This is a genomic window from Sphaerotilus mobilis (assembly GCF_004216565.1).
GTDB lineage: Bacteria > Pseudomonadota > Gammaproteobacteria > Burkholderiales > Burkholderiaceae_C > Sphaerotilus > Sphaerotilus mobilis.
The window spans coordinates 398,498-423,275 of record NZ_SGWV01000010.1 but is presented as its reverse complement, the minus strand read 5'-3'; the positions used below and the strand labels follow the sequence as shown (position 1 = coordinate 423,275).

The window sequence follows — 24,778 nt, the reverse complement described above, 5'->3', positions numbered from 1 at the left end:
CCTGACCTCCTCTGCACCCCCATGAAACCCTTCAGGCAGGACATGAAAGTCAACAAGGCGATCTTTCCCGTGGCCGGTCTCGGCACCCGGTTCCTCCCGGCCACCAAGGCTCAGCCCAAGGAGATGCTGCCGGTGGTCGACAAGCCCCTGATCCAGTACGCTGTCGAGGAAGCCTATGCCGCTGGCGTGCGCGAGATGATCTTCGTGACCGGCCGCCACAAGCGCCCGATCGAGGACCACTTCGACATGACCTTCGAGCTGGAGGTCGCGCTGGAGCAGGCCAACAAGCTGGAACTGCTGGAGGTCGTACGCAGCGTCAAGCCCAAGGACATGGAGTGCATCTACGTGCGCCAGGCTCAGGCGCTGGGCCTGGGTCATGCCGTGCTGTGCGGCCAGCGTCTGGTCGGCAACGAGCCCTTCGCGGTGCTGCTGGCCGACGACCTGATGATCGGCGCACCGCCCGTGCTGGCGCAGATGGTCGAGCAGTTCAACGAGTGGCGCGCCTCGATCCTGGCGGTGCAGGAAGTGCCGGTCGAACACACCAAGCGCTACGGCATCGTCGCTGGCACGCTGGTCAATGACCGCCTGATGGACGTCACCAAGATCGTCGAGAAGCCGTCCCCCGAGACCGCACCGTCGCGCTGGGGCGTGGCCGGCCGCTACATCCTGACGCCCGGCGTGTTCCATGAGATCGCCACGCAGCCGCGCGGTGTGGGTGGCGAGATCCAGCTGACCGACGGCATCGCCGCGCTGTTGCGCCGCGAGAAGGTGTTCGCCTACCGCTACGAGGGCAAGCGCTACGACTGCGGCAGCAAGGAAGGCTTCCTGCAGGCCAACGTCGAACTCGCGCTGGACCACCCGGAGGTCGGCGAGAGCTTCCGCGCCTTCTTGCGCGACCTGAAGGTCTGAGCGGCGCCGGCTGCGACAGCCGGTCCGCAAAAAACACGACGCACAAGAGAAAAAGCCCACGCATCGCTGCGTGGGCTTTTGTCGTTCTGGCGGGGCAGGCGGTTCAGCGGTGCCGCAGCACGTGCAGGAACTCGTTGCCGGGCAGGTTCTCCTGTTCGACCAGCAGGTGGCCGGTCTGGCGCGCGAAGGCCTGGAAGTCGCGCACCGAGCCAGGGTCGGTGGACAGCACCTTGAGCGTTTCCCCCGAGGCCATGTCGGCCAGCGCCTTCTTGGTCTTGAGGATGGGCAGCGGACAGCTCAGTCCGCGTGTGTCGAGTTCCTTGTGGGCGTCCATCAGCAGCTCCTTATGCATGGATTCTAGCCAAGCGACTGGGGCTGCACCGCCGGCATCGCCGGGGTCGGAGGCCGGGTTTACACGCGTGACGGCTGCTGATTGCTGACTAACATGTCAGTGTGATGTTGACGAGTCTCCCCACCGCTTGCAGGCGTCCTTCCGACGAGGGGCCGACATGAGTTCCCTCAGAGAGCGCGCCTACGAAAACTTCCAGCAGCAGATCGTGCAGGCCCAGATCCGGCCGGGCCAGTTCGTCTCGCAGCGTGAGCTGATGCAGCTGCTGGACATGCCGCTGGGCGCCGTGCGCGAGCTGATCCCGCGGCTGGAGGCCGAAGGCCTGCTGCGCACCGTGCCGCAACGCGGGCTGCAGATCGTGCAGGCCGACATCACGCTGGTGAACAACGCCTTCGGCCTGCGCCGCCTGATCGAGCTGGACGCGGCGCGGCGTTATGCCGAGACCGTCACCGACGACGAACTGGACGCGGTCGAGGCGGCCCACCGCGCCATCGTCGAGCGGGCCCGCAGCGGGCCGGTCGACGATGCCCTGCTCAACGACGCCACCGCCGTCGACTGGGGCCTGCACGACCGCATGGTCGACGCCCTCGGCAACGCTCTGATCTCGCAGACCTATCGCATCAACAGCCTGCGCGTGCGGCTGATCCGGCTGGAGGGATCGCTGCTGTCGGCCGACGCGCTGCTGCCGGCGATGGAGGAGCACCTCTGGTTCATCCACGCCCTGCGCCGCCGCGACGCCGCCGCCGTGCTGGCGCGCCTGGGCCACCACATCGACAGCGCCCACCGGCGCGTGCTGGGCCTGGCCCGGCCGCCGCTGCCCATCGACACCACCCCCACGAACCCCGGACCCTGACCATGACCCAGACCTTGCCCACCGTCGATCGCCTGCCCGGCATCTGGCCGGCCATGCTGACGCCGCTGCGCGCCGATGGCGCCATCGACCATGAACGCTTCGTGCGCCACGGGCTGGCCCTGCTGGCCTCGGGCTGCGGTGGCTTGACGCCCTTCGGCACCACCGGCGAGGGCCCGTCCTTCAGCGTGGCCGAACGCATCGCGGCGGTCGACGCGCTGGTGGCCGGCGGCATCCCGGCCGAGCGCCTGCTGGTGTCGACCAGCGCCTGCGCGCTGACCGACCTGATCGCGCTGACCGAACACGCCACCCGCATCGGCGCCTGGGGCACGATGCTGATGCCGCCCTTCTTCTTCAAGGGCATGTCCGATGCCGGCGTGGTGTCGGTCTACGAACAGGTGATCGCCGCCGCACGGGCCGTGCACGCGGGGCTGGATGCGCCGCAGCCGCTGCGCCTGATGCTCTATCACATCCCTCAGGTCGCTGGCATCGGCCTGACCCATGGCGTGATCCGCGAGCTGCTGGCGCGGCACGCCGATATCGTCGTCGGGGTCAAGGACAGCCAGTGCCAGCTGGCTCATTCGCTGAGCCTGCTGGAGGCCTTCGCGCCACAGCTGATGGTGCATGTGGGCAATGAGCCCGACCTGCCCGAGCTGGGCCGACGTGGCAGCACCGGCGCCGTCAGCGGGCTGGCCAACTTCATCCCGCGCACGGTGCACCGGCTGGTCAGCCAGCCCGATGCGCCGGGCACGCCGGGCGACCTCGCACATGTGCAGGCCCTGCTGGGCGCGCTGGGTGGCTATGCGCTGGTGCCGGCCTTCAAGGGCATCCTGGCGCTGCGCGACAACGATCTCGGCTGGCTGCCGGTGCGCGCGCCCTTGCAAGCCTTGACGCCCGACGACCTGCCCGGCCTGCAGGCCACATTGGCGGCGGCGGGCCATCCGCAGCGACCCGATTGACGGCCCGGCGCTGGCCGACGACAAAGCGCACCTGAAAGCCAACCGGCTCGACGCCGATCCAACAAGGAGACTCACCATGAAGACCCCCGCCACCACGCTGCGCCGCCGCAGCCTTTCGACCCTCGCCATGGCCGCCGTGCTCGGCGTGGGCGCGCTGCTCAGTCCGCTGGCGCAGGCGCAGAACAAGGTCACGCTGCGCATCTCGACGCCCGCCGTGCCCGACGACTGGCACGGCAAGATGTGGACGGTCTTCAAGGACACGCTCGACAAGAGCGCGCCGGGCGAGTTTGACGTCCAGATCAACCTCAATGCGACGCTGTTCAAGCAAGGCACCGAGCCGGCCGCCATGGCGCGCGGCAACCTGGAGCTGTCGTCGATCTCGGCCTTCGACATCGCCAAGCTGGTGCCGGAGTTCAGCATCTTCACCGCCGGCTACGTGATCCGCGACCCGCAGCACCAGGCCAAGGTGTTCGCCGGCCCGATCGGCCAGGAGATGTTCAAGCTCGCGACCGAGAAGATGGAGGTCACGCTGCTGACCCCCATCTACCTCGGCACCCGCCAGGTCAACTTGCGCGACGTGCGCGACGTGAAGACGCCGGCCGACCTCAAGGGCGTCAAGCTGCGCATGCCCGGCAGCAAGGAGTGGCTGTTCCTGGGCGAGGCGCTCGGCGCGACCGCCACGCCGCTGGCCTTCGGCGAGGTCTACCTGGGCCTGAAGACCGGCACCATCGACGGCCAGGACAACCCGCTGCCGACCGTGCGCGCGGCCAAGTTCTACGAGGTCACCAAGCAGCTGGTGCTGACCAACCACCTGGTCGACGGCATCTTCATCGCCATCTCCGACAAGTCCTGGAAGGCGATGACGCCGGCCCAGCAGCAGAAGGTGCAGGCCGCAGCCAACGCGGCAGCGGCCTTCAACAACGACAACCGCATCAAGGAAGAGGCCGCCATCGTCGACTTCTTCAAGCAGCAGGGCCTGACGGTGACGACGCCCAACGTCGATGCCTTCCGCCGCCAGGTGCAGGGCGCCTACGCGACCAGCGAGATCGCCAAGAGCTGGCCCAAGGGCATGCTCGAACGCATCAACGCGACCCAGTAAACGGCACGGCATCCGATGCGCAGCCTGTCCAGGCGCCTGGGCGACGGTGTGGCCGTCGCCCTGTTCACGGCGCTGTTCCTCGTCTTCATCGTCCAGATCGTCGCCCGCTTCGGCTTCCACCGGCCCTTGCCGTGGACCGACGAGCTGGCGGTGGTGCTCTATGTCTGGGTGATCCTGTGGTCGGCCGCGCTGGTCGTGCCCGAGCGCGAACACGTCATGTTCGACCTGGTCTGGAACGCGGTCGGACGCCGCACCCGCCGCATCCTGCGCATCGCCGGCCACGCCATGCTCGGTGGCCTGTGCGCCTGGGCCCTGCCGGCCAGCTGGGACTATGTCCACTTCATGCGGCGCGAGGGCACGCCGGTGCTGGACGTGTCCTTCATGCTGGTGTTTGCACCCTTTGTGCTGCTGATGGCCGCGCTGGTGGTGCGCAGCGGCGTGGCCATCGTGCGGGCGTGGCGGGGCCTGGACCTCGACGACGCCGCCATCCCGTCCGCCTGAGAACGACATGAACCTTGCCCTCCTCGCCCTCGGCGGCGTGCTGGTCGCCGGCATGCTGATGCGCCTGCCGATCGGCTTCGCGATGATTGCCTCGGGCGTCGCCTACCTCACCGTCAAGCAGCAGGACCTCGGGCTGGTGGCCGAGCAGATCGGCAACGGCCTCTACAACAGCTATGTGCTGCTGGCCGTGCCGATGTTCGTGCTGGCGGCCAACCTGATGAATGCCGGCACCGTCAGCGAACGGCTGTTCGACTTCTGCCGCATCCTGGTCGGGCGCATGCGCGGCGGGCTGGCGCAGGTCGACATCCTCGTCAGCGTGATCTTTTCGGGCATGAGCGGCAGCGCCATTGCAGATGCCGCAGGGCCAGGTCTGGTGACGATCAAGCAGATGCTGCGCAAGCCCGAATACAGCCGCGGCTTTGCCGGTGCGGTGGTGGTGGCCAGCGCGACGCTCGGGCCCATCATCCCGCCGTCGATCCCGATGGTGATCTACGGCCTGGTCTCGGGCGCCTCCGTCGGCGCGCTGTTCCTGGGTGGTGTCCTGCCGGGGCTGCTGATGGCGCTGTCGATGATGGTGGTGGTGCACATCATCGCGGTGCGCCGCAACATGCCGCGAGAGGCACCGGTGCCCTGGTCCGAATGGCCGACGGTGATCTTCCGCGGGGCCTTGCCGCTGTCGATGCCGGTGGTGCTGCTGGGCGGCATCTACTCCGGCGCCTTCACGCCCACCGAGGCAGCCGCAGTGGCCGCGCTGCATGCGCTGATCCTGTCGACGCTCGTCTACCGGGCCCTGAGCCTGCGCCGCCTGGCCGGCGTGGTGCTGGAGTCGGCCCGTTCGAGCGCGGTCATCACGCTGATCCTGGCCGGCTCCTTCATGCTGAACTACGCCTTCACCGCCGAGGGCGTGCCGCAGGCCATGGCGCAGTGGGTCGACGCGATGGACCTGGGCCGCGTGCCCTTCCTGCTGCTGGTCAACCTGATGTTCCTGGTGCTGGGCTGCTTCCTGGACGTCTCGGTGCTGCTGCTGGTCTTCGTGCCGATGCTGCTGCCGGCCGTCAACGCGCTGGGCATCGACCTGGTCCACTTCGGCGTTCTGGTGGTGCTCAACATGATGATCGGCATGGTCCACCCGCCCTTCGGCATGCTGCTGTTCGTGACCAAGGCGCTGACCGGCATCCCGATCGGCGAAATGATGAAGGAGGGCTGGCCCTTCATCGTCATGCTGCTGATGCTGCTGCTGGCGCTGACGCTGTTCCCGCAGCTGGTGCTGTGGCTGCCGCAAACGATGGGCTACGGAGTCAAGTGATGGACGACCGATCAAGCGAGCAGGCCGACGTCGTCTGCCTGGCCAGCTGGAACGCCGACCTGGTCTCGCGCGTGCCGCGCCCGCTCTCGCGTGGCGAGACGCTGATGGCCAGCGCCTTCGAGGTCAGCCCGGGCGGCAAGGGCAGCAATGCCTCGGTCGCGGCGGCCCGCCAGGGCGCGCGGGTGGCCGTGCTGGCGCGCATCGGCGGCGACGACTTCGGCCGCATGGCGCTGGACCTGTGGCAGCGCGAAGGCATCGCCACGCAGCATGTCGAGGTGGTCGAGGGCGAGCGCAGCGGCGTGGCGCAGATCTGGGTCTACGACGGTGGCGACAACAGCATCGCGGTCTTTGCCGGCGCCGGTGCCGGGCTGGGTCCGCGCCATGTCGACGCGGCCGCCGCGACGATCGCCGCCGCGCGGGTCGTGATGGCGCCGTGCGAGGTGCCGATCGAGGCGACCGAAGCGGCCTTCGCGCTGGCGCGTCGCCACGGCGTCTTCACGCTGCTGAACCCGGCCCCGGCGCGGCCCTTGCCCGATGAGCTGATCGCCTTGTGCGACCTGCTGACGCCCAACGAGGGCGAGCTGCTGGCGCTGGCCGGGCTGGGCGAGGACGCGCCGCTCGAGCGTGCCGCGCAGCAGTTGCTGGCGCGTGGTGCGGGCGCCGTCATGGTCACCTGCGGCGCCGACGGCGTGCGGCTGTTCCGGCCGGGTCAGGCCCCGCAACACGAGCCGGGCTGGGTGGTCGATGTGGTCGACACCATCGGCGCGGGCGACACCTGCACCGGCGCGCTGGCCGCCGCACTGGCTCGCGGGCTGAGCCTGCCCGAGGCGATGCGGCAGGCCAATGCGGCATCGGCGCTGGCCGTCACCGGCCGCGGTGCGATCGCCGCGATGCCCGATCGCCACGGGGTTGCCGCCTTGCTGGCCCAGCGCTGACCACGGCCCTGCGACGGCCCGGTCGCCTGCCTAGAATCGCCCGCTTTCCCTGACCACCTTCTGACCGGGAGAGCCCCATGATCGAGTCCATCCCCCAGGCTGACGTGACCGGCGACGACACCCGCCGCGATTTCCTGCGCACGGCCATCGGCACCGGCTTTGCCGCGGCCGTGTTGCCGGTGGTGGCGCAGACCGAGATCCGCACCGACAGCGCCGGGCTGGCGGTTGGCGAGGTCATGATCGACGTGGCCGGCTACCAGGTGCCCGCCTACCGCGCGGCACCGGCGGGCAAGACCGGCCTGCCGGTGATCCTGGTGATCAGCGAGATCTTCGGCGTGCATGAGCACATCGCCGACGTGGCCCGTCGTTTCGCCAAGCAGGGCTATCTGGCGATCGCGCCCGAGCTGTTCGTGCGCCAGGGCGACCCGTCGTCCTACGGCGAGATCGACAAGCTGATGGCCGAGGTGATCCGCCTGACGCCCGACGCCCAGGTCATGGCCGACCTCGATGCCTGCGTGGCCTGGGCGGCGAAGAACGGCGGTGACACGGCCCGGCTGGGCATCACCGGTTTCTGCTGGGGTGGTCGCATCACCTGGCTCTATGCCGCGCACCAGCCGGCGGTGAAGGCTGGCGTGGCGTGGTACGGCCGGCTGACGGGACCGGTCACGCCGCAGAACCCGCGCCACCCGGTCGACCTGGCTGGCGAGCTGAAGGCACCCGTGCTGGGCCTCTACGGAGGACAGGACGGCGGCATCCCGTTGACCACGGTCGATCAGATGAAGGCCGCGCTGGCCGCCGCTCCGGAAAAGGCCCGGGCCTCGACCTTTGTCGTCTACCCGCAGGCGCCGCATGCCTTCCACGCCGACTACCGGCCGAGCTACCGGCAGGCCGATGCGCAGGACGGCTGGCGCCGCTGCCTCGACTGGCTGAGCCGACACGGCGCGGCCTGAGCCCGCCCCGATGGTCCTCGTCTCCATCCTGATCGCGACCTTCGCCAGCGGCGTGCTGTCGGTGCTGCTGGCCGGCTGGCTGGCGCTGCCTCTGCTGGCGCGCATGCTGCCCCACATGGTCAGCCTGTCGACCGGGGTGATGCTGGCGGCGGCCCTGCTGGACCTGATGCCCGAGGCCTTCGAGGCCCATGCCGGCGGTGGCCATGCCGAGCCGCAGGCCCTGTTCGCGACGCTGCTGGGCGGCCTGCTGTTCTTCTTCCTGCTGGAGAAGGTCGAGCTCTACCGCCACAACCATCACCACGAGGGCGACGACCCGCATCACCACCACCACCACGGTTTCGACGCTGAACAGGCCGGCAAGGGTGGCTGGAGCGTGCTGGTGGGCGACGCGACGCACAACTTCTGCGACGGCGTGCTGATCGGTGCGGCCTTCCTGGCCGATCCGGCGCTGGGCTGGCTGACCGCGCTGGCGGTGGGTGTGCACGAGATTCCGCATGAGCTGAGCGCCTTCATCGTGCTGCTGCACGCGGGCTTCACCAAGCGCCGTGCGCTGCTCTTCAACTGCATCACCGGGCTGGCCTCGGTGCTGGGCGGCGTGCTGAGTTATCTGGCGCTGGCGCCGTTCGAGGCGGCCTTGCCCTACATGCTGATGGTGGCGGCCAGCACGCTGATCTACATCGCGGTGGCCGACCTGATCCCGCAGCTGCAGAAGCGGCTGGACTGGCGCGACACGTTGCTGCAGCTGGGCTGGATGGGCGGCGGCATCGCGCTGATCGCGGCCATCAGCAGCACGGCGCACGGCCATTGACGCGGCCCGGCCCGGCCCGGTCCGGTCTGACCCGACATGACAAAGGCCGCTCGAGAGCGGCCTTTGTCATGTCGAAGGGCGTGGCTTTGAGGCGGCTCAGGGGTCTTCGCCCGCCATCTGCCGCAGAGCGGGCAGGTCGTGCACGACGACGTTGTAGCCGTTGACGCTGAAGACACCGCGCGCTTCGAAGTTGCGCATCAGGCGTGACAGCGTCTCGGGCGTCATCGCCAGCTGCTGGGCGATGTCGCGCTTGCGCTCCTGCAGGCGCATCTCGCAGCGCTCGCCGTGGCCGGGGCAGCGCTGGACCAGCCAGCGGGCGAAGCGGGCCGGCGCGTCGTTGTGCAGCAGGTTGCGCGAGGCGTCGGTCAGCGAGCGCACCTCGCGGGCCAGGTTGGCGCAGAAGCGCAGGCCCAGCAGCGGCATGTTGGTCAGGTGCAGGCGCAGGATCTCGATGGGCAGTTCGGCGACGACGACGTCCGACAGCGCCAGCGCTTCCATCGCGTGGGGCTCGGCCAGCCAGGCCGAATGGCCGTCCAGCCAGGACGGGCCGGCGACGCTGCGCTCGGTGCGCAAGCTGCCATCGGCCGCGCGTGAGCCCAGCACCGCGTCACCCGACAGCAGCAGCACGAGGGTGCGGGCGGGCTGGCCATCGCGGAAGACGGATTCGCCAGCGGCGACCGGTCGCCGGATCGCGATCTGCTGCAGCACCGCGACCTCGCCGCTGCCCAGCGGCGGTGTGCCGAAGGCGATCAGCCAGGGCGTCGGGTCGGCCGGCGCGGGTGGCGCCGCCGCCAGCCGGCGCCGGGGCTTGGGCAAGTGCACGGCGCGCGGTGCCCGGGAGATGGGTGTGGGAGTGTCCAAGGGCTGCACAACCAAGGGCTAGCTTGAGGTTCGACAAGGCGGTTCGGCGAACCGCATGTTGTCGAATGTGCGCCTCGCGGTATGCGTGGCACTTGAGCCAGGTCAACCCCCAGCCAGTAAATCCCTTCGGTTTCGGGGGTTGTGCATTCGAACGACGACGCGGTTTTTCAATCCAGGCCGAGTTCCTGGATCTTGCGCGTGATGGTGTTGCGGCCGATGCCGAGCTTGTGTGCGGCCTCGATGCGGCGACCCTTGGTGATGGCCAACGCGGTGGTGATCAAGCGGCCCTCGAACAGCCGGGTCAGGTGGTCCCAGACGTCCGGCTGGCCACTCTCCAGCAGCGAACGGGCTTCCTGCTCCAGGTCGGCCAGCCAACCGCTGCCGAGCATGACCGGCGCGGCCGCACGGGACACATCGGCCGCGTGGCCGGCGGCGGGTGGGCTGGGCGCGTGGCCGATCGGCGCCGACGACAGGCCCGCCAGACCGTGACCGTGTGAGGGCAGGGCGCCCAGCACCTCGGGCGGTAGGTCCTTCGGATCCACCGTCTGGGCCGGCGCCATCACCGTCAGCCAGTGGCACAGGTTCTCGAGCTGGCGGACGTTGCCGGGGAACTCGAAGCCCACGACCAGGGCCATCGCCGCCTCGGACAGCTTCTTGGTCTCGACGCCCAGTTCCTTGGCGCTGCGCTGCAGGAAGTGGCGGGTCAGCGAAGGGATGTCCTCGCGCCGCTCGCGCAGCGCCGGCAAGCGCAGCCGGATCACGTTGAGGCGGTGGAACAGGTCCTCGCGGAAGGCGCCGTCGCGCACCCGTTCTTCGAGGTTCTGGTGCGTCGCCGCGATCACGCGGACGTTGGACTTCAGCGGCGCGTGCCCGCCGACGCGGTAGAACTGGCCGTCCGACAGCACCCGCAGCAGCCGGGTCTGCAGGTCGAAGGGCATGTCGCCGATCTCGTCGAGGAAGAGCGTGCCGCCCTCGGCCTGCTCGAAGCGCCCGCGCCGGGTCGCCTGGGCGCCGGTGAAGGCGCCACGCTCGTGGCCGAACAGCTCGCTCTCCAGCAGGTCCTTGGGGATCGCCGCCGTGTTGATCGCCACGAACGGGCCCCCTTGCCGCGGGCTGTGCTTGTGCAGCGCCCGGGCGACGAGTTCCTTGCCGGCGCCGGACTCGCCGGTGATCAGCACCGTGACATTGCTCTGGCTCAGGCGGCCGATGGCGCGGAAGACATCCTGCATCGCCGGTGCCTGGCCGAGCATCTCGGGCACCTCGGTGGCGTGTTCGTCGACGCTTTCCTCGCGCTGGCTTTCTTCGACCGCGCGCCGGATCAGCTCGACCGCCTTGGGCAGGTCGAACGGCTTGGGCAGGTATTCGAAGGCGCCGCCCTGGAAGGCCGAGACGGCGCTGTCCAGGTCGGAGTAGGCCGTCATGATGATGACGGGCAGGCCGGGCAGGCGCTCCTTGACCTTGGCGAGCAGGTCGAAGCCCGAGCCGCCGGGCATGCGGATGTCGCTGACCAGCACCTGCGGCTCGTCCTCGTCCAGAGCGGCGAGCACGTCGCGCGGGTTGGTGAAGCTGCGCACCGGCAGCTCCTCGCGCGCCAGGGCCTTCTCCAGAACGAAGCGGATGGATTGGTCGTCGTCAACGATCCAGATGGGTTTCATGCGTGGGCCTGTCCTGGCTGTGCCACTCCGGGCGACGGGCCAGGCAGGCCCGTCACGGCAGAGGGATCTGAATCTTGAACACCGTGCGCCCCGGTTCGCTCTCGCACTCGATCAGGCCCTGGTGCTGCTGCACGACGTCCTGCGCCAGCGTCAGCCCGAGGCCCGAACCCCCGTCCCGGCCGGTCACGAGCGGGAAGAAGATGCGATCGCGGATCTCGGGGGGCACGCCGGGTCCGTTGTCCTCGATATGCAAGTCCAGTGCCAGTCGATAGCGGGTCCGTCCGATCGTGACCTGACGCGAGGCCCGGGTCCGCAGCACGATGCGCGCGTCGCCGTCGGCGATGTCGTGGATCAGCGCCTGGGCGGCGTTCTGGGTGATGTTCAGGACCGCCTGGATCAGCTGTTCGCGGTCGCCGCGGAACTCGGGCAGCGAGATGTCGTAGTCGCGCACGATCACCAGGCCCTTCGAATGTTCGGCCAGCACCAGCGAGCGGACCCGTTCGAGCACCTCGTGGATGTTGACGTCGGCGACCACGCGCGGGCGCCGGTGCGGCGCCAGCAGCCGATCGACCAGGGCCTGCAGGCGATCGGCCTCGTGGATGATGACGCCCGTGTATTCGGTCAGCGACTTGTTGTCGAGCTCCATCTCCAGCAGCTGCGCCGCCCCGCGGATGCCGCCCAGCGGGTTCTTGATCTCGTGGGCCAGGTTGCGGATCAGCTCCTTGGTCACGCGGGCCTGATCGAGCGTGCGGCTCTCGCGGTCCTGGCGGGCCTGCTGCTCGATCTCGACCAGCTCCAGCAGCACCTGCTCGCCGTGGCCGATCTGGGTCAGGATGGCGTGCACCGGCAGCGGCTCGCCGCCGGTGGCGGTGCGGCGCATCAGGGCTTCCAGACGGCCGGTGGCGTATTCGTTGTCGACCACCGAGCGGAAGGTCGTCTGCAGCAGCGCCGGGTCGATGAACCAGTCAAAGATGCGCGACTTCTGCAGCGTGCGCCGTGGCAGTCCCAGCGTGGACTCGAAGGCCGCGTTGACGAACACGCAGCGGCCGTCCGCACGCAGCACGGCGACCATGGTGGCGAGGTGGTCGAAGGCGTCGTAGCCCGGTCCGCGCAGCAGGCTCATGGGGTCGATGCTCCGAGCTTGGCGAGTTCACGCCGGATGGCCGCCACGTCCGCTTCCTTGCGGGCCAGAGCCGCGCGCAGCTCGTTCTGGCGTTCGGGCGAGGCGGTGGCGGCGTTCGTCAGGTCCTTCTGCAGCTGGGCCAGGCGGTCTTCTTCCCGGCGCAGCTCGCCGTCGAGGATGCGGCGCGCATCGGTGTCGCGGGCGCGCTGTTCGGCCGGGTCGATGCGGGCGCCCTCGTTGCCAGACGACCGTGCCGGCGTCGCACCGGATGCGGCCGGACTGCCGGACGCCGCCGCCTTGGGTGCTTCTGGTCGGCGGGTCTGCACGACGGTGACGGCCGCGCCTTCGAGCGTCTTGCAGCCGCGCTCGGCCGCTTCGCGCACGGTGATCTGGTCGGTGTAGAGGTTGCCCGGGCAGCGGTAGACGGAGCGGTCCTGGGCGTGTGACGGCAGGCTTGCCAGCGCCGTCAAGACCAGCGCCGACAACGGCGCTGACCACAGCGTCGGCGAGGACAACAAGGCCGTGCAGACGGGCATCGATCGGGTCGTGGAAGGCATCGCGGTTCAGTATCGCCCAAGCATCCCGGCAAAAAAAAGACGGCCCCGAAGGGCCGTCCGTGTGGCGGTCATGCGGACCGCGACGGCCCGAAGGCCGCCGCAGGGCATCACAGCGTGTAGTACATGTCGAACTCGATCGGATGCGTGGTCATGCGCATGCGCTGGACTTCCTGCATCTTCAGGTCGATGTAGGCGTCGATGTACGAGTCGGTGAACACGCCACCCTTGGTCAGGAAGCCGCGGCCCTTGTCCAGGTACTCGAGGGCCATTTCCAGGCTCGAGCACACGGTCGGGATCTTCGCGTCTTCTTCCGGCGGCAGGTGGTACAGATCCTTCGTGGCGGCTTCGCCCGGGTGGATCTTGTTTTCGACGCCGTCCAGGCCGGCCATCAGCAGCGCGGCGAAACCCAGGTACGGGTTCATCAGGGGGTCCGGGAAACGCGCTTCGACGCGGCGGCCCTTCGGGTTCGCGACGTACGGAATGCGGATCGAGGCCGAGCGGTTCTTGGCCGAATAGGCCAGCTTCACCGGGGCTTCGTAGCCCGGGACCAGGCGCTTGTAGCTGTTGGTGCCGGGGTTGGTGATCGCGTTCAGCGCACGGGCGTGCTTGATGATGCCGCCGATGTAGTACAGCGCGAAGTCGCTCAGGCCGGCGTAGCCGTCACCGGCGAACAGGTTCTTGCCGTCCTTCCAGACCGACTGGTGCACGTGCATGCCGCTGCCGTTGTCGCCGACGATGGGCTTGGGCATGAACGTGGCGGTCTTGCCGTAGGCAGCGGCCACGTTGTGGATGATGTACTTCTGCAGCTGGACCCAGTCGGCGCGCTGGATCAGCGTGCTGAACTTGGTGCCGATCTCCATCTGGCCGGCGTTCGCCACTTCGTGGTGATGCACTTCGACCGGGATGCCGACCGATTCCAGGATCAGGCACATCTCCGAGCGCATGTCCTGGCCGCTGTCGACCGGGGGCACCGGGAAGTAGCCGCCCTTGACGGTCGGGCGGAAGCCCTTGTTGCCGTGCTCGTAGTCCTTGCCGGTGTTCCAGGCGGCTTCTTCGGCTTCGATCGAGCAGAAGGAGCCCGACATGTCGGCGCCCCAGCGCACGCTGTCGAACACGAAGAACTCGGGCTCCGGACCGAAGTAGGCGGTGTCGCCCAGGCCGGTCGACTTCATGTAGGCCTCGGCGCGCTTGGCCAGCGAGCGCGGGTCACGCTCGTAGGGCTTGCCGTCGGCCGGGTCGATGACGTCGCAGGTCAGGATCAGCGTCGACTCTTCGAAGAAGGGGTCGATGTTGGCGGTGTTCGGGTCGGGCATGAGCTGCATGTCCGAGGCTTCGATGCCCTTCCACCCGGCGATCGAGGAGCCGTCAAAGGCATGACCGGAGGTGAACTTGTCTTCATCGAATGCAGAAACAGGCACGGAAACGTGTTGTTCCTTGCCGCGGGTGTCGGTGAAACGGAAGTCGACGAACTTGACTTCGTTTTCCTTCACCATCGACATCACGTCGGCGACGGTCTTGGCCATCAGGAGGCTCCTAGCGAGAGGGAAGTGACGGGGGAATGTGCGGTCGTACCGGGCGCAGGCGCCGAGACGGCGGGAAATTTAGCAGAAAGCGTGCCCGCGCCCGAGTCCGGTGCAAGCCCGGCTTGCGCAGGCCCGACCCCTCGGGTTGGCAGGGGGAGCCGGCGTGGCATGCGTCACACGGATGCACCTCGATGGTGCAATCCGATGCACAAACATGGTGAATCAGGGGCGCACCATTTCTGGGCCCAGTTCGGCGCCGAAGTGCCGCAGGCCGTCCAGCAGGGCGGCGTAGGCGTCGGTCAGGTTCTGGCCGTCGCGGCCCTTGACGCCCAGCTCGATGTGGCGGCCGTGGATCGGGTGGTCGACGCTGGGCAGGCTGAAGACCTTGACGGGCGGGAAGCGCGCCTCCAGCTCGATCATCAGCGGCGTCAGGCTGGCCTCCATCGACCCGTAGACGACCACCGAGCGCTCGACCTGGGCGGCCCCGCCGTGCAGGTGGGCGTAGCGGCCGTCCAGCAGCGCCTCGATCATCGGGTGGGCCATCACCGGGAAGCCGGGCACAAAGTGCACGTCGCCGATCGAGAAGCCGGGGATCTGGTTGTACGGGTTGGCGATGATCTCGGCGCCTTCCGGGAAGACGCCCATGTTCAGCCGGTGGACGGTGTCCGGATGCTCGGGATCGTCCGGCCAGCCCTTCTCGGCGGCCATCAGGCGCACGCGGGCCATGATCAGCTCGCGCGCCTCGGGGTGCAGCGCCAGCGGCCGGCCGAGCGCCGCCGCCGCGCACTGGCGGGTATGGTCGTCGGGCGTGGCACCGATGCCGCCGCAGCTGAAGACCACGTCGCCGCTGGCGAAGGCGGTGCGCAGGATCGCGGTGATGCGCGCCGGCTCGTCGCCGACGTAGTGCGACCAGGCGAGCGCCAGGCCGCGGGCGGACAGCAGCTCGATGACCTTGGCCAGGTGCTTGTCCTGGCGCTTGCCCGAGAGGATCTCGTCGCCAACGATGATGAGGCCGAAGTTCATGGGGTGGACGTGGGTGAGGACGTGGGCGGGGCGGCCGGCGGCAGCGCGAGCGGTGGATCGGTCGCGAGCACGGGCAGCGGCGTCGGGTCGTTCGCCGGGGTCGGTGCCGGCGCCGGCGGCGGAACGATTTCGGGGAAGCTGCGTGCGCGCATCGCGGCCAGCGCGGCCAGCGCGTAGTGCGCGAACCAGGCCGAGGCGAAGGCGAACACCAGCGTGTAGAGCCAGACAAAGCCTGGCAGGAGCAGCGGCATCATCGGCAAGGCCATGGCGCCGGTGACCCAGATCAGCGAGGGCGCCGCGCCCAGGTAGCCGGTGATCAGGCCGATCGCCAGCAGCGGCATGCGGTGCTCGTGCATCAGCAGGACACGTTCCTCGCGGCTGGCGTGGTCGGCCAGGGCGTCGTAGCTCATCAGCCGCATCGCCAGCCAGCCCCAGATCAGCGGCGGCAGCACCAGCGCCAGCGGCGGGATCAGCCACAGCGGCATCGAGGCGATCAGCATCAGCAGCGCCAGCAGCGTGTTGAACAGCGTGCCGACCAGCGAGCCCAGCCAATGGCCGCCGCGCTTGCGGGCCAGTTCGGGGAAGCGGCGCCGCGCCACCAGGTCGACGATGGCGCTGCTCATGAAGATAGACACCAGCAGCAAGGACGCGATCAGCAGCACCGGGATCGACAGCGCCACCACCACCAGCGGGCCGATGACGCTGCGGAAGCGTCCGCCGCTGATCTCGTTGAACCAGCCCGTCAGGGGGGCCAGCCAGGCGATGCCGTCCAGCCACATCCGGACCGCGTCGATCGCCGGCTCCCAGAAGAACCAGGCCAGCCCGAAGGCAGCCGCGCCAGCGACCACCACCGGCACCAGCGACAGCAGGATCACGCGCGGGTGCAGGCAGTAGGCAGCGGCGCGCCAGAAGGCATTCATCACGGACAACATGGGCCGCGAGGATAGCGGCGCCCCTGCGGTCAACCCGGGGCTTCGGGCAAACCCTGGGCTGCGCATCTTGCGGTGTCGGATCAAGTCTCGAATAATTTACCGACCGGACGGTCAATGAATGAACGTCCCCGAACGAGCGAGGTCAGGCATGTACACGCAGGCGATGGACACCATGGGCAAGGACGGCGCCACCGAGGCGCCCAAGACGCTGCGCAGCGCCGAGGAAGTGGCGCTGCAGGCCCGCTTCGACGAGCGCATCGACGCCGGTGCCTTCATTGAGGCCAAGGACTGGATGCCCGACAACTACCGCAAGACGCTGACCCGCCAGATCAGCCAGCACGCCCACAGCGAGATCGTGGGCATGCTGCCGGAGGGCAACTGGATCAGCCGCGCGCCGACCCTCAAGCGCAAGGCGATCTTGCTGGCCAAGGTGCAGGACGAGGGCGGCCACGGTCTCTACCTCTACGCGGCGGCCGAGACCCTGGGCCAGAGCCGTGACCAGCTGCTCGATGCCCTGCACACCGGCAAGGCCAAGTACAGCTCGATCTTCAACTACCCGACGCTGACCTGGGCCGACGTGGGCGTCATCGGCTGGCTGGTCGACGGCGCGGCGATCATGAACCAGGTGCCGATCTGCCGCTGTTCCTACGCCCCCTATGCGCGGGCGATGGTGCGCATCTGCCGCGAGGAAAGCTTCCACCAGCGCCAGGGCTATGACGCGTTGCTGACGATGATGAAGGACGGCACCGACGCGCAGCGCGCGATGGTCCAGGACGCGGTCAACCGCTGGTGGTGGCCGTCGATCATGATGTTCGGCCCGCCCGACGACCAGAGCCCCAACAGCGCGCAGAGCATGCGCTGGGGCATCAAGCGGGTCTCCAACGACGACCTGCGCCAGAAGTTCATCGACGCCACCGTGCCGCAGGCTGAGGTGCTCGGCGTGACGCTGCCCGACCCGGACCTCCAGTGGAACGAGGCGCGCGGCCACCACGACCACGGCCCGATCGACTGGGCCGAGTTCTGGCGCGTGGTCGGTGGTGACGGCCCCTGCAACCGCGAACGCCTCGCCACCCGCGTGCGGGCCTGGGACGACGGCGCCTGGGTGCGCGAGGCCGCGTTGGCCCATGCCCGCAAGCAGGCCGAACGCGACGCCGCCGCGCAGGGCCGCGCGGCCTGAGCGCTGCGGCGCGATCGGACAGCCATCGCCCGCCTTCCCACGTGATCCCCGCGATCCCCCGAGATCCCCCCGATCCCCGTTCACATCGACCTTCCAGAGGCTCCCGCATGAGCAACGACACCGCATCCAAGGACCCCCACACGACCGCCACGGCCACCGAATGGCCACTCTGGGAAGTCTTTGTGCGCAGCAAAGCGGGCCTGGATCACAAGCACTGCGGCAGCCTGCATGCGGCCGACCCGGCCATGGCGATCCAGCTGGCGCGCGACGTCTACACCCGGCGCCAGGAAGGCACCAGCGTCTGGGTCGTGCGCAGCAGCGACATCGTCGCCAGCGACCCGTCCGACAAGGACATGTATTTCGACCCGATGGAAGACAAGGTCTACCGCCACCCGACCTTCTACCAACTGCCGAAGTCCGTGGATCACATGTGAGGGTTTCGACCCCCACGCTCACTCCGTTCGCTGCCCCCCGAGGGGGCGCGCCATGCCCTTCGGGCGGCCGTGCGGGCATCGCGTCCGCGGAAAGAACCATGCAAGCCTCCATCGCCCGACCCGCCGATCCGTCCGCGCAGTACCTGCTGCGCCTGGGTGACACCTGCCTGATCCTGGCCCAGCGCCTGGGCGAGTGGTGCGGCCATGCGCCCATCCTCGAAGAAGACATCGCGCTGACCAACATGTCGCTGGACCTGGTGGGCCAGGCCCGTGGCCTGCTGACGCGCGCCGGCCAGCTCGGCGCCGCAGCCGGTGCCGCCCCGCTCGACGAGGACCAGCTCGCCTTCTTGCGCGAGGAACGCGACTACCTCAACCCGACGCTGGTCGAACTGCCCAACGGCCCCCATGGCGCGATGGCCGGTGGCGGGCGCGACTTCGCCTACACCGTGCTGCGCAATGCCATGGTGGCGACCTGGCTGCGGCTGTTGTGGGAGCGGCTGCAAGGCTCGTCCGACAGCGAACTCGCCGCCATCGCCGCCAAGGCTGTCAAGGAAGCCCGCTACCACCAGCAGCATGCGGCCGACTGGGTCGTGCGCCTGGGCGACGGCACGGCCGAATCGGCCCAGCGCATCGCCCGTGCGCTGGATGCGCAGTGGCGCTATGCCGCCGAGCTGTTCGAGGACGACGCGCTCGACCAGCATGCCCGCGCCACCGGCCTGGGCCCGGCCGCGTCCGAGCTGCGCCAGCCCTGGCTGGACGAGATGAACGCCCTGCTCGCCGCCGCGCAGCTGGCCGCGCCCGCCGAGTCCGCCTTCCGCAGCACCGGCAAGCGGGGCCTGCACAGCGAGCACATGGGCCCCTTGCTGGCCGAGATGCAGACGCTGCAGCGCAGCTACCCGGGCGGCGCGTGGTGAACGCGGACACCGCCACGTCCAGCCGCATCGCGCGCGCCTGGCAGGTCCTGCAGGGCGTGCCCGACCCGGAGGTGCCGGCCGTCTCGGTGATCGACCTGGGCATCGTGCGCGAGGTCCATGCCGCGCCCGAGGCCGATGGTGGCGGGCTCGATGTCGTGCTCACCCCCACCTATTCCGGCTGCCCGGCCACCGAGGTGATCGAGGCCAGCGTGCGCGAAGCCCTGTTGCTGGCCGGCCTGGGCCCGGTGCGCACGAGCTTGCGACGCGACCCGGCCTGGACCACCGACTGGATCAGTGCCGAAGGCCGCGACAAGCTGCGCGCCTACGGCATCGCGCCGCCCGGTCCGGCCGAGGCGGGCGCGCTGGCGCCTGGCACCGCCGTGCTGCGTTTTGTCCCGCGTGCGCCGCAGGCCCTGGCCTGTCCGCGCTGCAACAGCCGCGACACCGAACGGCTGTCGGCCTTTGGCTCGACCGCCTGCAAGGCGCTCTGGCGCTGCCGGGCCTGCCGCGAACCGTTCGAGCATTTCAAGCCGATCTGATCGGCCTGATCGAGCCCGTCCCACCGAACCTTTGCCCCACAGGGACCGACCATGAGCGTTCTCTTCCATCCGCTGCAGGTGCGCGCCATCGAGCCCGACACCGCCGAGGCCGTCATCGTCACCTTCGCCGTGCCGACCGAACTGCGCGAGACCTTCGGCTTCACGCAAGGCCAGTACCTGACGCTGCGCCACACGGTCGATGGCCAGGACCTGCGGCGCTCGTATTCGATCTGCGCCGGCGTCGACGACGGTGAGCTGCGCGTGGGCGTGCGCAAGGTCCGTGGCGGCGTGTTCTCCAACTGGATCAACAGCACCCTGAAGGTCGGCGACACGCTGCAGGTCATGGCCCCGCAGGGCCGCTTCTTCGTGCCCATCGAGCCGGGCGCGCGGCGCCATCACCTCGGCATCGCCGGTGGCAGTGGCATCACGCCCATCCTGTCGATCCTGAAGACGGTGCTGGCGCGCGAACCCTTCAGCCGCTGCACGCTGATCTACGGCAACCGCTCGCTGCAGTCGACCATGTTCAAGGAGGCGCTCGAAGACCTCAAGAACCGCTATCTGACCCGGCTGGTGCTGCACCATGTCTTCTCCGACGAGCAGACGGATACGCCGCTCAACCAGGGCCTGATGAACCGCGACAAGCTCGCCGAGTTCCTTGGTGCGCTGGTGCCGGCCGCCAGCATCGACCATGCCTATGTCTGCGGCCCCTTCCAGATGAACGACGAGGCCGAGGCGGCGCTGCTGGCCGCTGGCGTCGACGAGTCGCGCATCCACATCGAGCGCTTCGGCATCGCCCAGCCTGCCGGCGCGTCCGGCGGCGCGGCGCAGGTGGGCGCGGTGCTGCACGAGCCGCAGCCGGGCGATGCGGAGCAGTCGCGTGTCACGCTGATCCGCGATGGCCTGAGCCGCGAGATCCTGTTCCGGCGCGATCAGCCCAGCATCCTCGACGCCGCCAGCGCGTCCGGCATGGAGTTGCCGTTCTCCTGCACGTCCGGTGTCTGCGGCACCTGCCGCGCCAAGGTGCTCGAAGGCGAGGTCCGCATGGAACGCAACTTCGCGCTCGACAAGGCCGAGGTCGCCGCCGGCCATGTCCTGTGCTGCCAGGCCCACCCGCTGACCGAGCGCGTGGTGCTGAGCTTCGACGCCCGCTGACCCGACCGGCAGACGATGGCCCGCCCGCGCGCCCCCGGCCACGACGAGCAGCGTGCGGCCATCCTCGGCCATGCGGCCGCTTTGTTCGCGGCCCAGGGCTACCCGAGCACGACGATGACGCAGGTGGCCGCAGCGGCCGGCCTGTCCAAGGCGGCGCTCTACCACTACGTCGCCGACAAGCAGCAGCTGCTGCGCGAGATCGCGCATGAGCAGGTCGACCGCCTGCATGCCAGCGTCGACGAGGTCATCGCCGGCTTCGATGTCGAGCGGAGTGGCTCAGGTCATGAGCCACCCGAACGTGCCCTGGTGCGCGCCCTGGTCGAACACCTGGTGATCGCCTACGACGGCCGCAGCGACGCCCTGCGTGTGCTGACCGACGAGGTGCGCTATCTCGATGCCGACGAGCACGCCCGCCTGCAGCAGCGCCAGCGCGAGCTGGTGACGCGCGTCGCCGCCGCCCTTGCGCGCTGGCAACCGGCGCTGGATGCGGCCGGCCTCGTCAAGCCGCTGACGATGCTGCTGTTTGGCATGGTGAACTGGCTGAGCACGTGGCTGCGGCCCGGCGGCGAGCTGAGCCATGCCGCCCTCGCGCCGCTGGTGGCCGAGCTGTTCGTCCAGGGCGTGCCTCGTGTGCGACCCCCCATCGGCCTGAGCGCCGCACCGGCCGCGGTCCCCACCGACGCCGCAACGATTTCCTCCGGAGACCTTCCCCCGTGAACACGACCACGCACGCGCCCATCACCCCGTTGCAAAGCCACATCGCCGGACGCTGGTTCGGCGCCCAGCCCGGTGCCCTGCTGCACAGCGCCATCAACGGCCAGCCGGTTGCGCGCACCCATGCCGACGCGATCGACTTCGGCGAGGCGGTCGACTTCGCCCGCCGCGTTGGCGGCCCCGGTCTGCTGGCGCTGGACTTCCAGCAGCGCGCCCAGCGGCTCAAGGCGCTGGCCAAGCACCTGCTCGAACACAAGGAGGCGCTCTACGCGATCTCGGCCCACACCGGCGCCACGCGGGTGGACAGCGCCATCGACATCGAGGGCGGCACCGGCACCTTGTTCGCCTACGCCAGCATGGGCGGCAACGAGCTGCCTTCGGGCAACCTGATCCACGAAGGCCCGGTCGCCCAGCTCGGCAAGACCAACCGCTTCGCCGGCAGCCACATCCTGGTGCCGCGACAGGGCCTGGCGGTCCACATCAACGCCTTCAACTTCCCCATCTGGGGCCTGCTGGAGAAGTTCGCGCCGTGTTTCCTTGCCGGCATGCCCTGCATCGGCAAGCCCGCCACCGCGACCAGCTACCTGACTGAAGCGCTGGTGCGCGTGATCGACGCCAGCGGCATCCTGCCGGCCGGCGCGCTGCAGCTGGTGATCGGCGGCACGGGCGATCTGCTCGACCGGCTCGACGGCCGTGACGTGGTCACCTTCACCGGCTCGGCCGACACGGCCGCCAAGCTGCGCACCCACCCGAACCTGGTGCGCCAGTCGATCGCCTTCAACGCCGAGGCCGACTCGCTGAACTGCGCCATCCTCGCCCCGGACGTGACGCCCGACGACGAGGAGTTCGAGCTCTTCGTCAAGGAAGTCGCCCGCGAGATGACCGTCAAGGCGGGCCAGAAATGCACCGCCATTCGCCGCGCCATCGTGCCGCGCCAGCATGTCGACGCGGTGGCGCAGGCGCTGCGCGCGCGCCTGGCCAAGACGGTGGTCGGCGATCCGGCGCTGGCCGCCGTGCGCATGGGCGCGCTGGCCTCGCACGCTCAACAGGCCGACGTGGCCGAGCGGGTTGCCCTGCTGCAGCAAGGCGCCGAGACCGTCTGCAGCGCGGCAGACGGCTTCGCGCCGCAGGGCGAGGGCGTCGCAGCCGGCGCCTTCTTCGCGCCCACGCTGCTGCTCAGTCGCCAGCCGCTGCAACACGATGCGGTGCACGACATCGAGGCCTTCGGCCCGGTCAGCACGCTGATGGCGTATGACGACCTCGACGAGGCCCTGGCGCTGGCCGCACGCGGTCGTGGCAGCCTCGTGGGCACGCTGGTCACGCGCGATCCGGTGGTGGCCGCACACGTCATCCCGGTGGCCGCTGCGCACCACGGTCGCATGCTGATCCTTGACCGCGAGGCCGCAGCCGAATCGACCGGCCACGGCTCGCCGCTGCCCATGCTCAAGCACGGCGGTCCGGGCCGCGCCGGGGGTGGCGAGGAACTCGGCGGCATCCGCGCCGTCAAGCACTACCTGCAGCGCGCGGCCATCCAGGGCTCGCCGACCATGCTGGCGGCCGTCACCGGCGAACACGTGCGGGGCGCGAAGGTGATCGAGACGGACGTGCATCCTTTCCGCCGCCACTTCGAGGACCTGCGCATCGGCGAGAGCCTGCTGACGCACCGGCGCACCGTGACCGAGGCCGACATCGTCAACTTCGGTGGCGTCTCGGGCGACTACTTCTACATGCACTTCGATGCGATCGCCGCGCAGGACACGCAGTTCGGCCAGCGCATCGCCCACGGCTACTTCGTGCTGTCGGCCGCTGCCGGCCTGTTCGTCAGCCCGGCGCCGGGCCCCGTGCTGGCCAACTACGGGCTGGACACGCTGCGCTTCGTCAAGCCGGTGCCGATCGGCGACACCATCCAGGCGCGCCTGACCGCCAAGCGCAAGATCGACCGCAACCGCAGCGATGCCAAGGGCGTCGGCCAGGGCGTGGTGGCCTGGGACGTCGAGGTGAGCAACCAGCATGGCGAGCTGGTCGCCAGCTACGACATCCTCACGCTGGTCGCCAAACGGGCCTGAGGCTGCGGAGCCTTGCCGGCCGAGAAAGCCGCGAAGGCCGAGAGGGCCGAGAGGGCCGAGAGGGCCGCAAAGGCTGAGAACGCCGATCCACACGCGCAGAAACGACAAGAGGCCCGAAAGGGCCTCTTGTCCTTGAACGGCCGGTGCCGCTCAGGCTCGGATCATGCCGATCCGTGCGCCATCGCGGTCACTTCTTCTTGGCGGCCTTCTTGGCCGGTGCCTTCGCTGCGGGCTTGGCGCCTGCGGCCTTGGCGGCCTTGCGGGCGGCGGCCTTCGGGTCCACGGCGGCCTTGAAGGCGGTGCCCGGGGTGAACTTGGGCAGCTTCACCGCAGCGATCTTGATCTTGTCGCCGGTGCCGGGGTTGACGCCGTTGCGGGCGGCGCGGGCGTGCTGCTTGAACGTGCCGAAACCAGGCAGCGTCACCGAGCCGCCCTTCTTCACGGTCGTCACCACGGTGTCGAGCACGGTGGCGACGATGCGGCCGGCAGCGGCCTTGGTCAGGCCATGTTCGGCGGCCAGTTTCTCGATCAGTTCGGCTTTGTTCATGGGGCTCCTCTGTGGGCTTGGGTTGGCCGCCGAGCGCTGGCGGACGGGGCGAATTGTCGCCCAGCGAGATCAGACACCGGCATGGGCCGACGTGGGCTGCGCTGGATCAGGCCACGGGCGTGATCGGATGTCAGTGTGGCCATGCCCGATTGACAGCTGCTGACGCTTGTTTCAGCCCGCGCGCGCGTCTCCGCCGCGACTGCGCTTGAATCGCGCCCTTTGCTGAGTCCTGCAGATCGGAGTTCCCTCATGGCCCAGACCCTGGATCCTCACGTCGTCGATGTCACCCCCAGCGTCCGCAGCCACGGCGCCATGGCGGCCGTGCCGGGCGCCAGCTTCGCCGCCGCGCCAGCGCGCTCGTTGCCGACCGGCTGGATCGTCGGTGGTGTGCTCGCGCTGCTGGCCGTCGGCGTTGGCGCCTTTGTCGCGGGCCGACAGGCGCCAGCGGCTTCCGCCGCAGCGGTCGAAGCCGCCTCGGCCGAACCCGCGGCCCCGGTCACCGCCGCCAAGGCGCCCGCCGCCCGCAGCGACCGCGTCGCCTCGGCCGCCCCGGTCTGTGCCGATTGCGGCGTGGTCGAGTCGGTCACCGCCGTCAAGCGCAAGGGCGAGGGCAGTGGCGTCGGGGCGGTCGCTGGCACCGTGGTCGGCGGGGCCGTGGGCAACCAGTTCGGCAAGGGCGACGGCCGCACCGCGATGACGGTGCTCGGCGCCATCGGTGGCGCGGTGGCCGGGCATGAGGTCGAGAAGCAGGTCAAGGCGACCACCGTCTACGTCGTCAAGGTCCGCACCGACGGCGGCGCCCTGCGCACCGTCGAACAAGCCAGCGCCCCGGCGGTCGGCGCCCGGGTCAAGGTCGAGGGCAAGTCGCTCAAGCCGTTGCCGGCCTGAGGGTTGA

Annotated in this window: 26 protein-coding genes; 17 read left to right on the top strand and 9 right to left on the bottom strand. The window is 69.5% G+C overall.

The genetic code is table 11. The features are described 5' to 3' along the window. Nucleotides 1-42 precede the first annotated feature (42 nt). Nucleotides 43-909, top strand: a complete 867-nt coding sequence (gene galU / locus EV685_RS14275) for a UTP--glucose-1-phosphate uridylyltransferase GalU (protein ID WP_130482903.1) — start codon at nt 43-45, stop codon at nt 907-909. 103 nt (nt 910-1,012) lie between these two features. Here the strand turns inward: galU and EV685_RS14270 are convergent, their stop codons facing one another. Continuing rightward, on the bottom strand, nt 1,013-1,243 hold the full coding sequence (locus tag EV685_RS14270) for a sulfurtransferase TusA family protein (RefSeq protein ID WP_130482902.1): 231 nt from the start codon (nt 1,241-1,243) through the stop codon (nt 1,013-1,015). A 175-nt stretch (nt 1,244-1,418) separates the two neighbouring features. Here EV685_RS14270 and EV685_RS14265 point away from each other — a divergent pair, with 175 nt between their 5' ends. The 8 genes from EV685_RS14265 (at nt 1,419) to EV685_RS14230 (ending at nt 8,666) form a co-directional block, all read left to right on the top strand. After that, on the top strand, nt 1,419-2,111 hold the full coding sequence (locus EV685_RS14265; RefSeq protein WP_130482696.1) for a GntR family transcriptional regulator: 693 nt from the start codon (nt 1,419-1,421) through the stop codon (nt 2,109-2,111). Nucleotides 2,112-2,113: 2 nt separating this feature from the next. After that, the gene (locus tag EV685_RS14260; RefSeq protein WP_130482695.1) at nt 2,114-3,067 is read left to right on the top strand and encodes a dihydrodipicolinate synthase family protein; all 954 of its coding nucleotides are present in this window, start codon (nt 2,114-2,116) and stop codon (nt 3,065-3,067) included. A gap of 76 nt (nt 3,068-3,143) precedes the next feature. Further along, nucleotides 3,144-4,166, top strand: a complete 1,023-nt coding sequence (locus EV685_RS14255; RefSeq protein ID WP_130482694.1) for a sialic acid TRAP transporter substrate-binding protein SiaP — start codon at nt 3,144-3,146, stop codon at nt 4,164-4,166. A gap of 15 nt (nt 4,167-4,181) precedes the next feature. Next, a complete protein-coding gene (locus EV685_RS14250) occupies nt 4,182-4,667 on the top strand; it encodes a TRAP transporter small permease (RefSeq protein WP_130482693.1) in 486 nt (161 codons plus the stop codon). Between the two features lie 7 nt (nt 4,668-4,674). Beyond that, nucleotides 4,675-5,973: a TRAP transporter large permease gene (locus EV685_RS14245; RefSeq protein WP_130482692.1), complete on the top strand. Its 1,299-nt coding sequence runs from the start codon at nt 4,675-4,677 to the stop codon at nt 5,971-5,973. Then, entirely contained in the window at nt 5,973-6,908 is a 936-nt protein-coding gene (locus tag EV685_RS14240; protein ID WP_130482691.1) for a ribokinase, read from the top strand. Before EV685_RS14245 ends, EV685_RS14240 begins: the two co-directional genes overlap by 1 nt. Nucleotides 6,909-6,985: 77 nt before the next feature. Then, on the top strand, nt 6,986-7,858 hold the full coding sequence (locus tag EV685_RS14235) for a dienelactone hydrolase family protein (protein ID WP_130482690.1): 873 nt from the start codon (nt 6,986-6,988) through the stop codon (nt 7,856-7,858). Nucleotides 7,859-7,868: 10 nt separating this feature from the next. After that, on the top strand, nt 7,869-8,666 hold the full coding sequence (locus EV685_RS14230) for a ZIP family metal transporter (RefSeq protein WP_130482689.1): 798 nt from the start codon (nt 7,869-7,871) through the stop codon (nt 8,664-8,666). A gap of 96 nt (nt 8,667-8,762) precedes the next feature. On the opposite strand, the gene EV685_RS14225 is transcribed toward EV685_RS14230, so the two are convergent. The 7 genes from EV685_RS14225 to EV685_RS14195 form a co-directional block, all read right to left on the bottom strand. Further along, nucleotides 8,763-9,488 (bottom strand): Crp/Fnr family transcriptional regulator, encoded by a 726-nt coding sequence (locus EV685_RS14225; protein ID WP_242615596.1) that lies wholly within the window; start codon nt 9,486-9,488, stop codon nt 8,763-8,765. 206 nt (nt 9,489-9,694) lie between these two features. Then, on the bottom strand, nt 9,695-11,182 hold the full coding sequence (gene ntrC / locus EV685_RS14220) for a nitrogen regulation protein NR(I) (RefSeq protein ID WP_130482688.1): 1,488 nt from the start codon (nt 11,180-11,182) through the stop codon (nt 9,695-9,697). Between the two features lie 52 nt (nt 11,183-11,234). Further along, nucleotides 11,235-12,305 carry a nitrogen regulation protein NR(II) gene (gene glnL / locus EV685_RS14215; protein WP_130482687.1) on the bottom strand — a complete coding sequence of 357 codons (1,071 nt, stop codon included), beginning with the start codon at nt 12,303-12,305 and terminating at the stop codon, nt 11,235-11,237. Beyond that, a complete protein-coding gene (locus tag EV685_RS14210) occupies nt 12,302-12,841 on the bottom strand; it encodes a hypothetical protein (RefSeq protein WP_242615595.1) in 540 nt (179 codons plus the stop codon). The genes glnL and EV685_RS14210 overlap by 4 nt, the downstream gene beginning before the upstream one ends. 128 nt (nt 12,842-12,969) lie before the next feature. Then, nucleotides 12,970-14,385, bottom strand: a complete 1,416-nt coding sequence (glnA, locus tag EV685_RS14205) for a type I glutamate--ammonia ligase (RefSeq protein ID WP_130482686.1) — start codon at nt 14,383-14,385, stop codon at nt 12,970-12,972. A 222-nt stretch (nt 14,386-14,607) separates the two neighbouring features. Continuing rightward, nucleotides 14,608-15,408, bottom strand: coding sequence for a competence/damage-inducible protein A (locus tag EV685_RS14200; RefSeq protein WP_130482685.1), 801 nt, complete (start codon nt 15,406-15,408; stop codon nt 14,608-14,610). After that, the gene (locus tag EV685_RS14195; RefSeq protein WP_130482684.1) at nt 15,405-16,340 is read right to left on the bottom strand and encodes an EI24 domain-containing protein; all 936 of its coding nucleotides are present in this window, start codon (nt 16,338-16,340) and stop codon (nt 15,405-15,407) included. The genes EV685_RS14200 and EV685_RS14195 overlap by 4 nt, the downstream gene beginning before the upstream one ends. Before the next feature lie 148 nt (nt 16,341-16,488). On the opposite strand from EV685_RS14195, the gene paaA reads away from it, so the two are divergent. From paaA to paaZ, 7 genes are all read left to right on the top strand, one after another. Next, on the top strand, nt 16,489-17,517 hold the full coding sequence (gene paaA, locus EV685_RS14190) for a 1,2-phenylacetyl-CoA epoxidase subunit PaaA (RefSeq protein WP_130482899.1): 1,029 nt from the start codon (nt 16,489-16,491) through the stop codon (nt 17,515-17,517). 107 nt (nt 17,518-17,624) lie between these two features. Further along, the gene (gene paaB, locus EV685_RS14185; protein WP_130482683.1) at nt 17,625-17,951 is read left to right on the top strand and encodes a 1,2-phenylacetyl-CoA epoxidase subunit PaaB; all 327 of its coding nucleotides are present in this window, start codon (nt 17,625-17,627) and stop codon (nt 17,949-17,951) included. 98 nt (nt 17,952-18,049) lie between these two features. After that, a complete protein-coding gene (gene paaC / locus EV685_RS21035; RefSeq protein WP_130482682.1) occupies nt 18,050-18,865 on the top strand; it encodes a 1,2-phenylacetyl-CoA epoxidase subunit PaaC in 816 nt (271 codons plus the stop codon). Further along, nucleotides 18,859-19,404, top strand: coding sequence for a 1,2-phenylacetyl-CoA epoxidase subunit PaaD (gene paaD, locus EV685_RS21030; RefSeq protein ID WP_130482681.1), 546 nt, complete (start codon nt 18,859-18,861; stop codon nt 19,402-19,404). Before paaC ends, paaD begins: the two co-directional genes overlap by 7 nt. A 51-nt stretch (nt 19,405-19,455) precedes the next feature. After that, nucleotides 19,456-20,556, top strand: coding sequence for a 1,2-phenylacetyl-CoA epoxidase subunit PaaE (gene paaE, locus EV685_RS14170; protein WP_130482680.1), 1,101 nt, complete (start codon nt 19,456-19,458; stop codon nt 20,554-20,556). A gap of 15 nt (nt 20,557-20,571) precedes the next feature. Next, a complete protein-coding gene (locus EV685_RS14165) occupies nt 20,572-21,273 on the top strand; it encodes a TetR/AcrR family transcriptional regulator (RefSeq protein ID WP_130482679.1) in 702 nt (233 codons plus the stop codon). Between the two features lie 20 nt (nt 21,274-21,293). Further along, nucleotides 21,294-23,336: a phenylacetic acid degradation bifunctional protein PaaZ gene (gene paaZ, locus EV685_RS14160; protein ID WP_130482898.1), complete on the top strand. Its 2,043-nt coding sequence runs from the start codon at nt 21,294-21,296 to the stop codon at nt 23,334-23,336. Between the two features lie 187 nt (nt 23,337-23,523). Here the strand turns inward: paaZ and EV685_RS14155 are convergent, their stop codons facing one another. Continuing rightward, a complete protein-coding gene (locus EV685_RS14155; protein WP_130482678.1) occupies nt 23,524-23,883 on the bottom strand; it encodes an HU family DNA-binding protein in 360 nt (119 codons plus the stop codon). 249 nt (nt 23,884-24,132) lie between these two features. Here EV685_RS14155 and EV685_RS14150 point away from each other — a divergent pair, with 249 nt between their 5' ends. After that, nucleotides 24,133-24,771 (top strand): outer membrane lipoprotein, encoded by a 639-nt coding sequence (locus tag EV685_RS14150; RefSeq protein WP_242615593.1) that lies wholly within the window; start codon nt 24,133-24,135, stop codon nt 24,769-24,771. The last annotated feature ends 7 nt before the right edge of the window (nt 24,772-24,778 follow it).

What these genes read in the sequence shown, in the direction of transcription:
- galU (WP_130482903.1), top strand. Translation starts at nt 43, where the DNA reads ATGAAAGTCAACAAGGCGATCTTTCCCGTGGCCGGTCTCGGCACCCGG.
- EV685_RS14270 (WP_130482902.1), bottom strand. Translation starts at nt 1,243, where the DNA reads ATGGACGCCCACAAGGAACTCGACACACGCGGACTGAGCTGTCCGCTG.
- EV685_RS14265 (WP_130482696.1), top strand. Translation starts at nt 1,419, where the DNA reads ATGAGTTCCCTCAGAGAGCGCGCCTACGAAAACTTCCAGCAGCAGATC.
- EV685_RS14260 (WP_130482695.1), top strand. Translation starts at nt 2,114, where the DNA reads ATGACCCAGACCTTGCCCACCGTCGATCGCCTGCCCGGCATCTGGCCG.
- EV685_RS14255 (WP_130482694.1), top strand. Translation starts at nt 3,144, where the DNA reads ATGAAGACCCCCGCCACCACGCTGCGCCGCCGCAGCCTTTCGACCCTC.
- EV685_RS14250 (WP_130482693.1), top strand. Translation starts at nt 4,182, where the DNA reads ATGCGCAGCCTGTCCAGGCGCCTGGGCGACGGTGTGGCCGTCGCCCTG.
- EV685_RS14245 (WP_130482692.1), top strand. Translation starts at nt 4,675, where the DNA reads ATGAACCTTGCCCTCCTCGCCCTCGGCGGCGTGCTGGTCGCCGGCATG.
- EV685_RS14240 (WP_130482691.1), top strand. Translation starts at nt 5,973, where the DNA reads ATGGACGACCGATCAAGCGAGCAGGCCGACGTCGTCTGCCTGGCCAGC.
- EV685_RS14235 (WP_130482690.1), top strand. Translation starts at nt 6,986, where the DNA reads ATGATCGAGTCCATCCCCCAGGCTGACGTGACCGGCGACGACACCCGC.
- EV685_RS14230 (WP_130482689.1), top strand. Translation starts at nt 7,869, where the DNA reads ATGGTCCTCGTCTCCATCCTGATCGCGACCTTCGCCAGCGGCGTGCTG.
- ntrC (WP_130482688.1), bottom strand. Translation starts at nt 11,182, where the DNA reads ATGAAACCCATCTGGATCGTTGACGACGACCAATCCATCCGCTTCGTT.
- glnL (WP_130482687.1), bottom strand. Translation starts at nt 12,305, where the DNA reads ATGAGCCTGCTGCGCGGACCGGGCTACGACGCCTTCGACCACCTCGCC.
- EV685_RS14210 (WP_242615595.1), bottom strand. Translation starts at nt 12,841, where the DNA reads ATGCCCGTCTGCACGGCCTTGTTGTCCTCGCCGACGCTGTGGTCAGCG.
- glnA (WP_130482686.1), bottom strand. Translation starts at nt 14,385, where the DNA reads ATGGCCAAGACCGTCGCCGACGTGATGTCGATGGTGAAGGAAAACGAA.
- EV685_RS14200 (WP_130482685.1), bottom strand. Translation starts at nt 15,408, where the DNA reads ATGAACTTCGGCCTCATCATCGTTGGCGACGAGATCCTCTCGGGCAAG.
- EV685_RS14195 (WP_130482684.1), bottom strand. Translation starts at nt 16,340, where the DNA reads ATGTTGTCCGTGATGAATGCCTTCTGGCGCGCCGCTGCCTACTGCCTG.
- paaA (WP_130482899.1), top strand. Translation starts at nt 16,489, where the DNA reads ATGTACACGCAGGCGATGGACACCATGGGCAAGGACGGCGCCACCGAG.
- paaB (WP_130482683.1), top strand. Translation starts at nt 17,625, where the DNA reads ATGAGCAACGACACCGCATCCAAGGACCCCCACACGACCGCCACGGCC.
- paaC (WP_130482682.1), top strand. Translation starts at nt 18,050, where the DNA reads ATGCAAGCCTCCATCGCCCGACCCGCCGATCCGTCCGCGCAGTACCTG.
- paaE (WP_130482680.1), top strand. Translation starts at nt 19,456, where the DNA reads ATGAGCGTTCTCTTCCATCCGCTGCAGGTGCGCGCCATCGAGCCCGAC.
- EV685_RS14165 (WP_130482679.1), top strand. Translation starts at nt 20,572, where the DNA reads ATGGCCCGCCCGCGCGCCCCCGGCCACGACGAGCAGCGTGCGGCCATC.
- EV685_RS14155 (WP_130482678.1), bottom strand. Translation starts at nt 23,883, where the DNA reads ATGAACAAAGCCGAACTGATCGAGAAACTGGCCGCCGAACATGGCCTG.
- EV685_RS14150 (WP_242615593.1), top strand. Translation starts at nt 24,133, where the DNA reads ATGGCCCAGACCCTGGATCCTCACGTCGTCGATGTCACCCCCAGCGTC.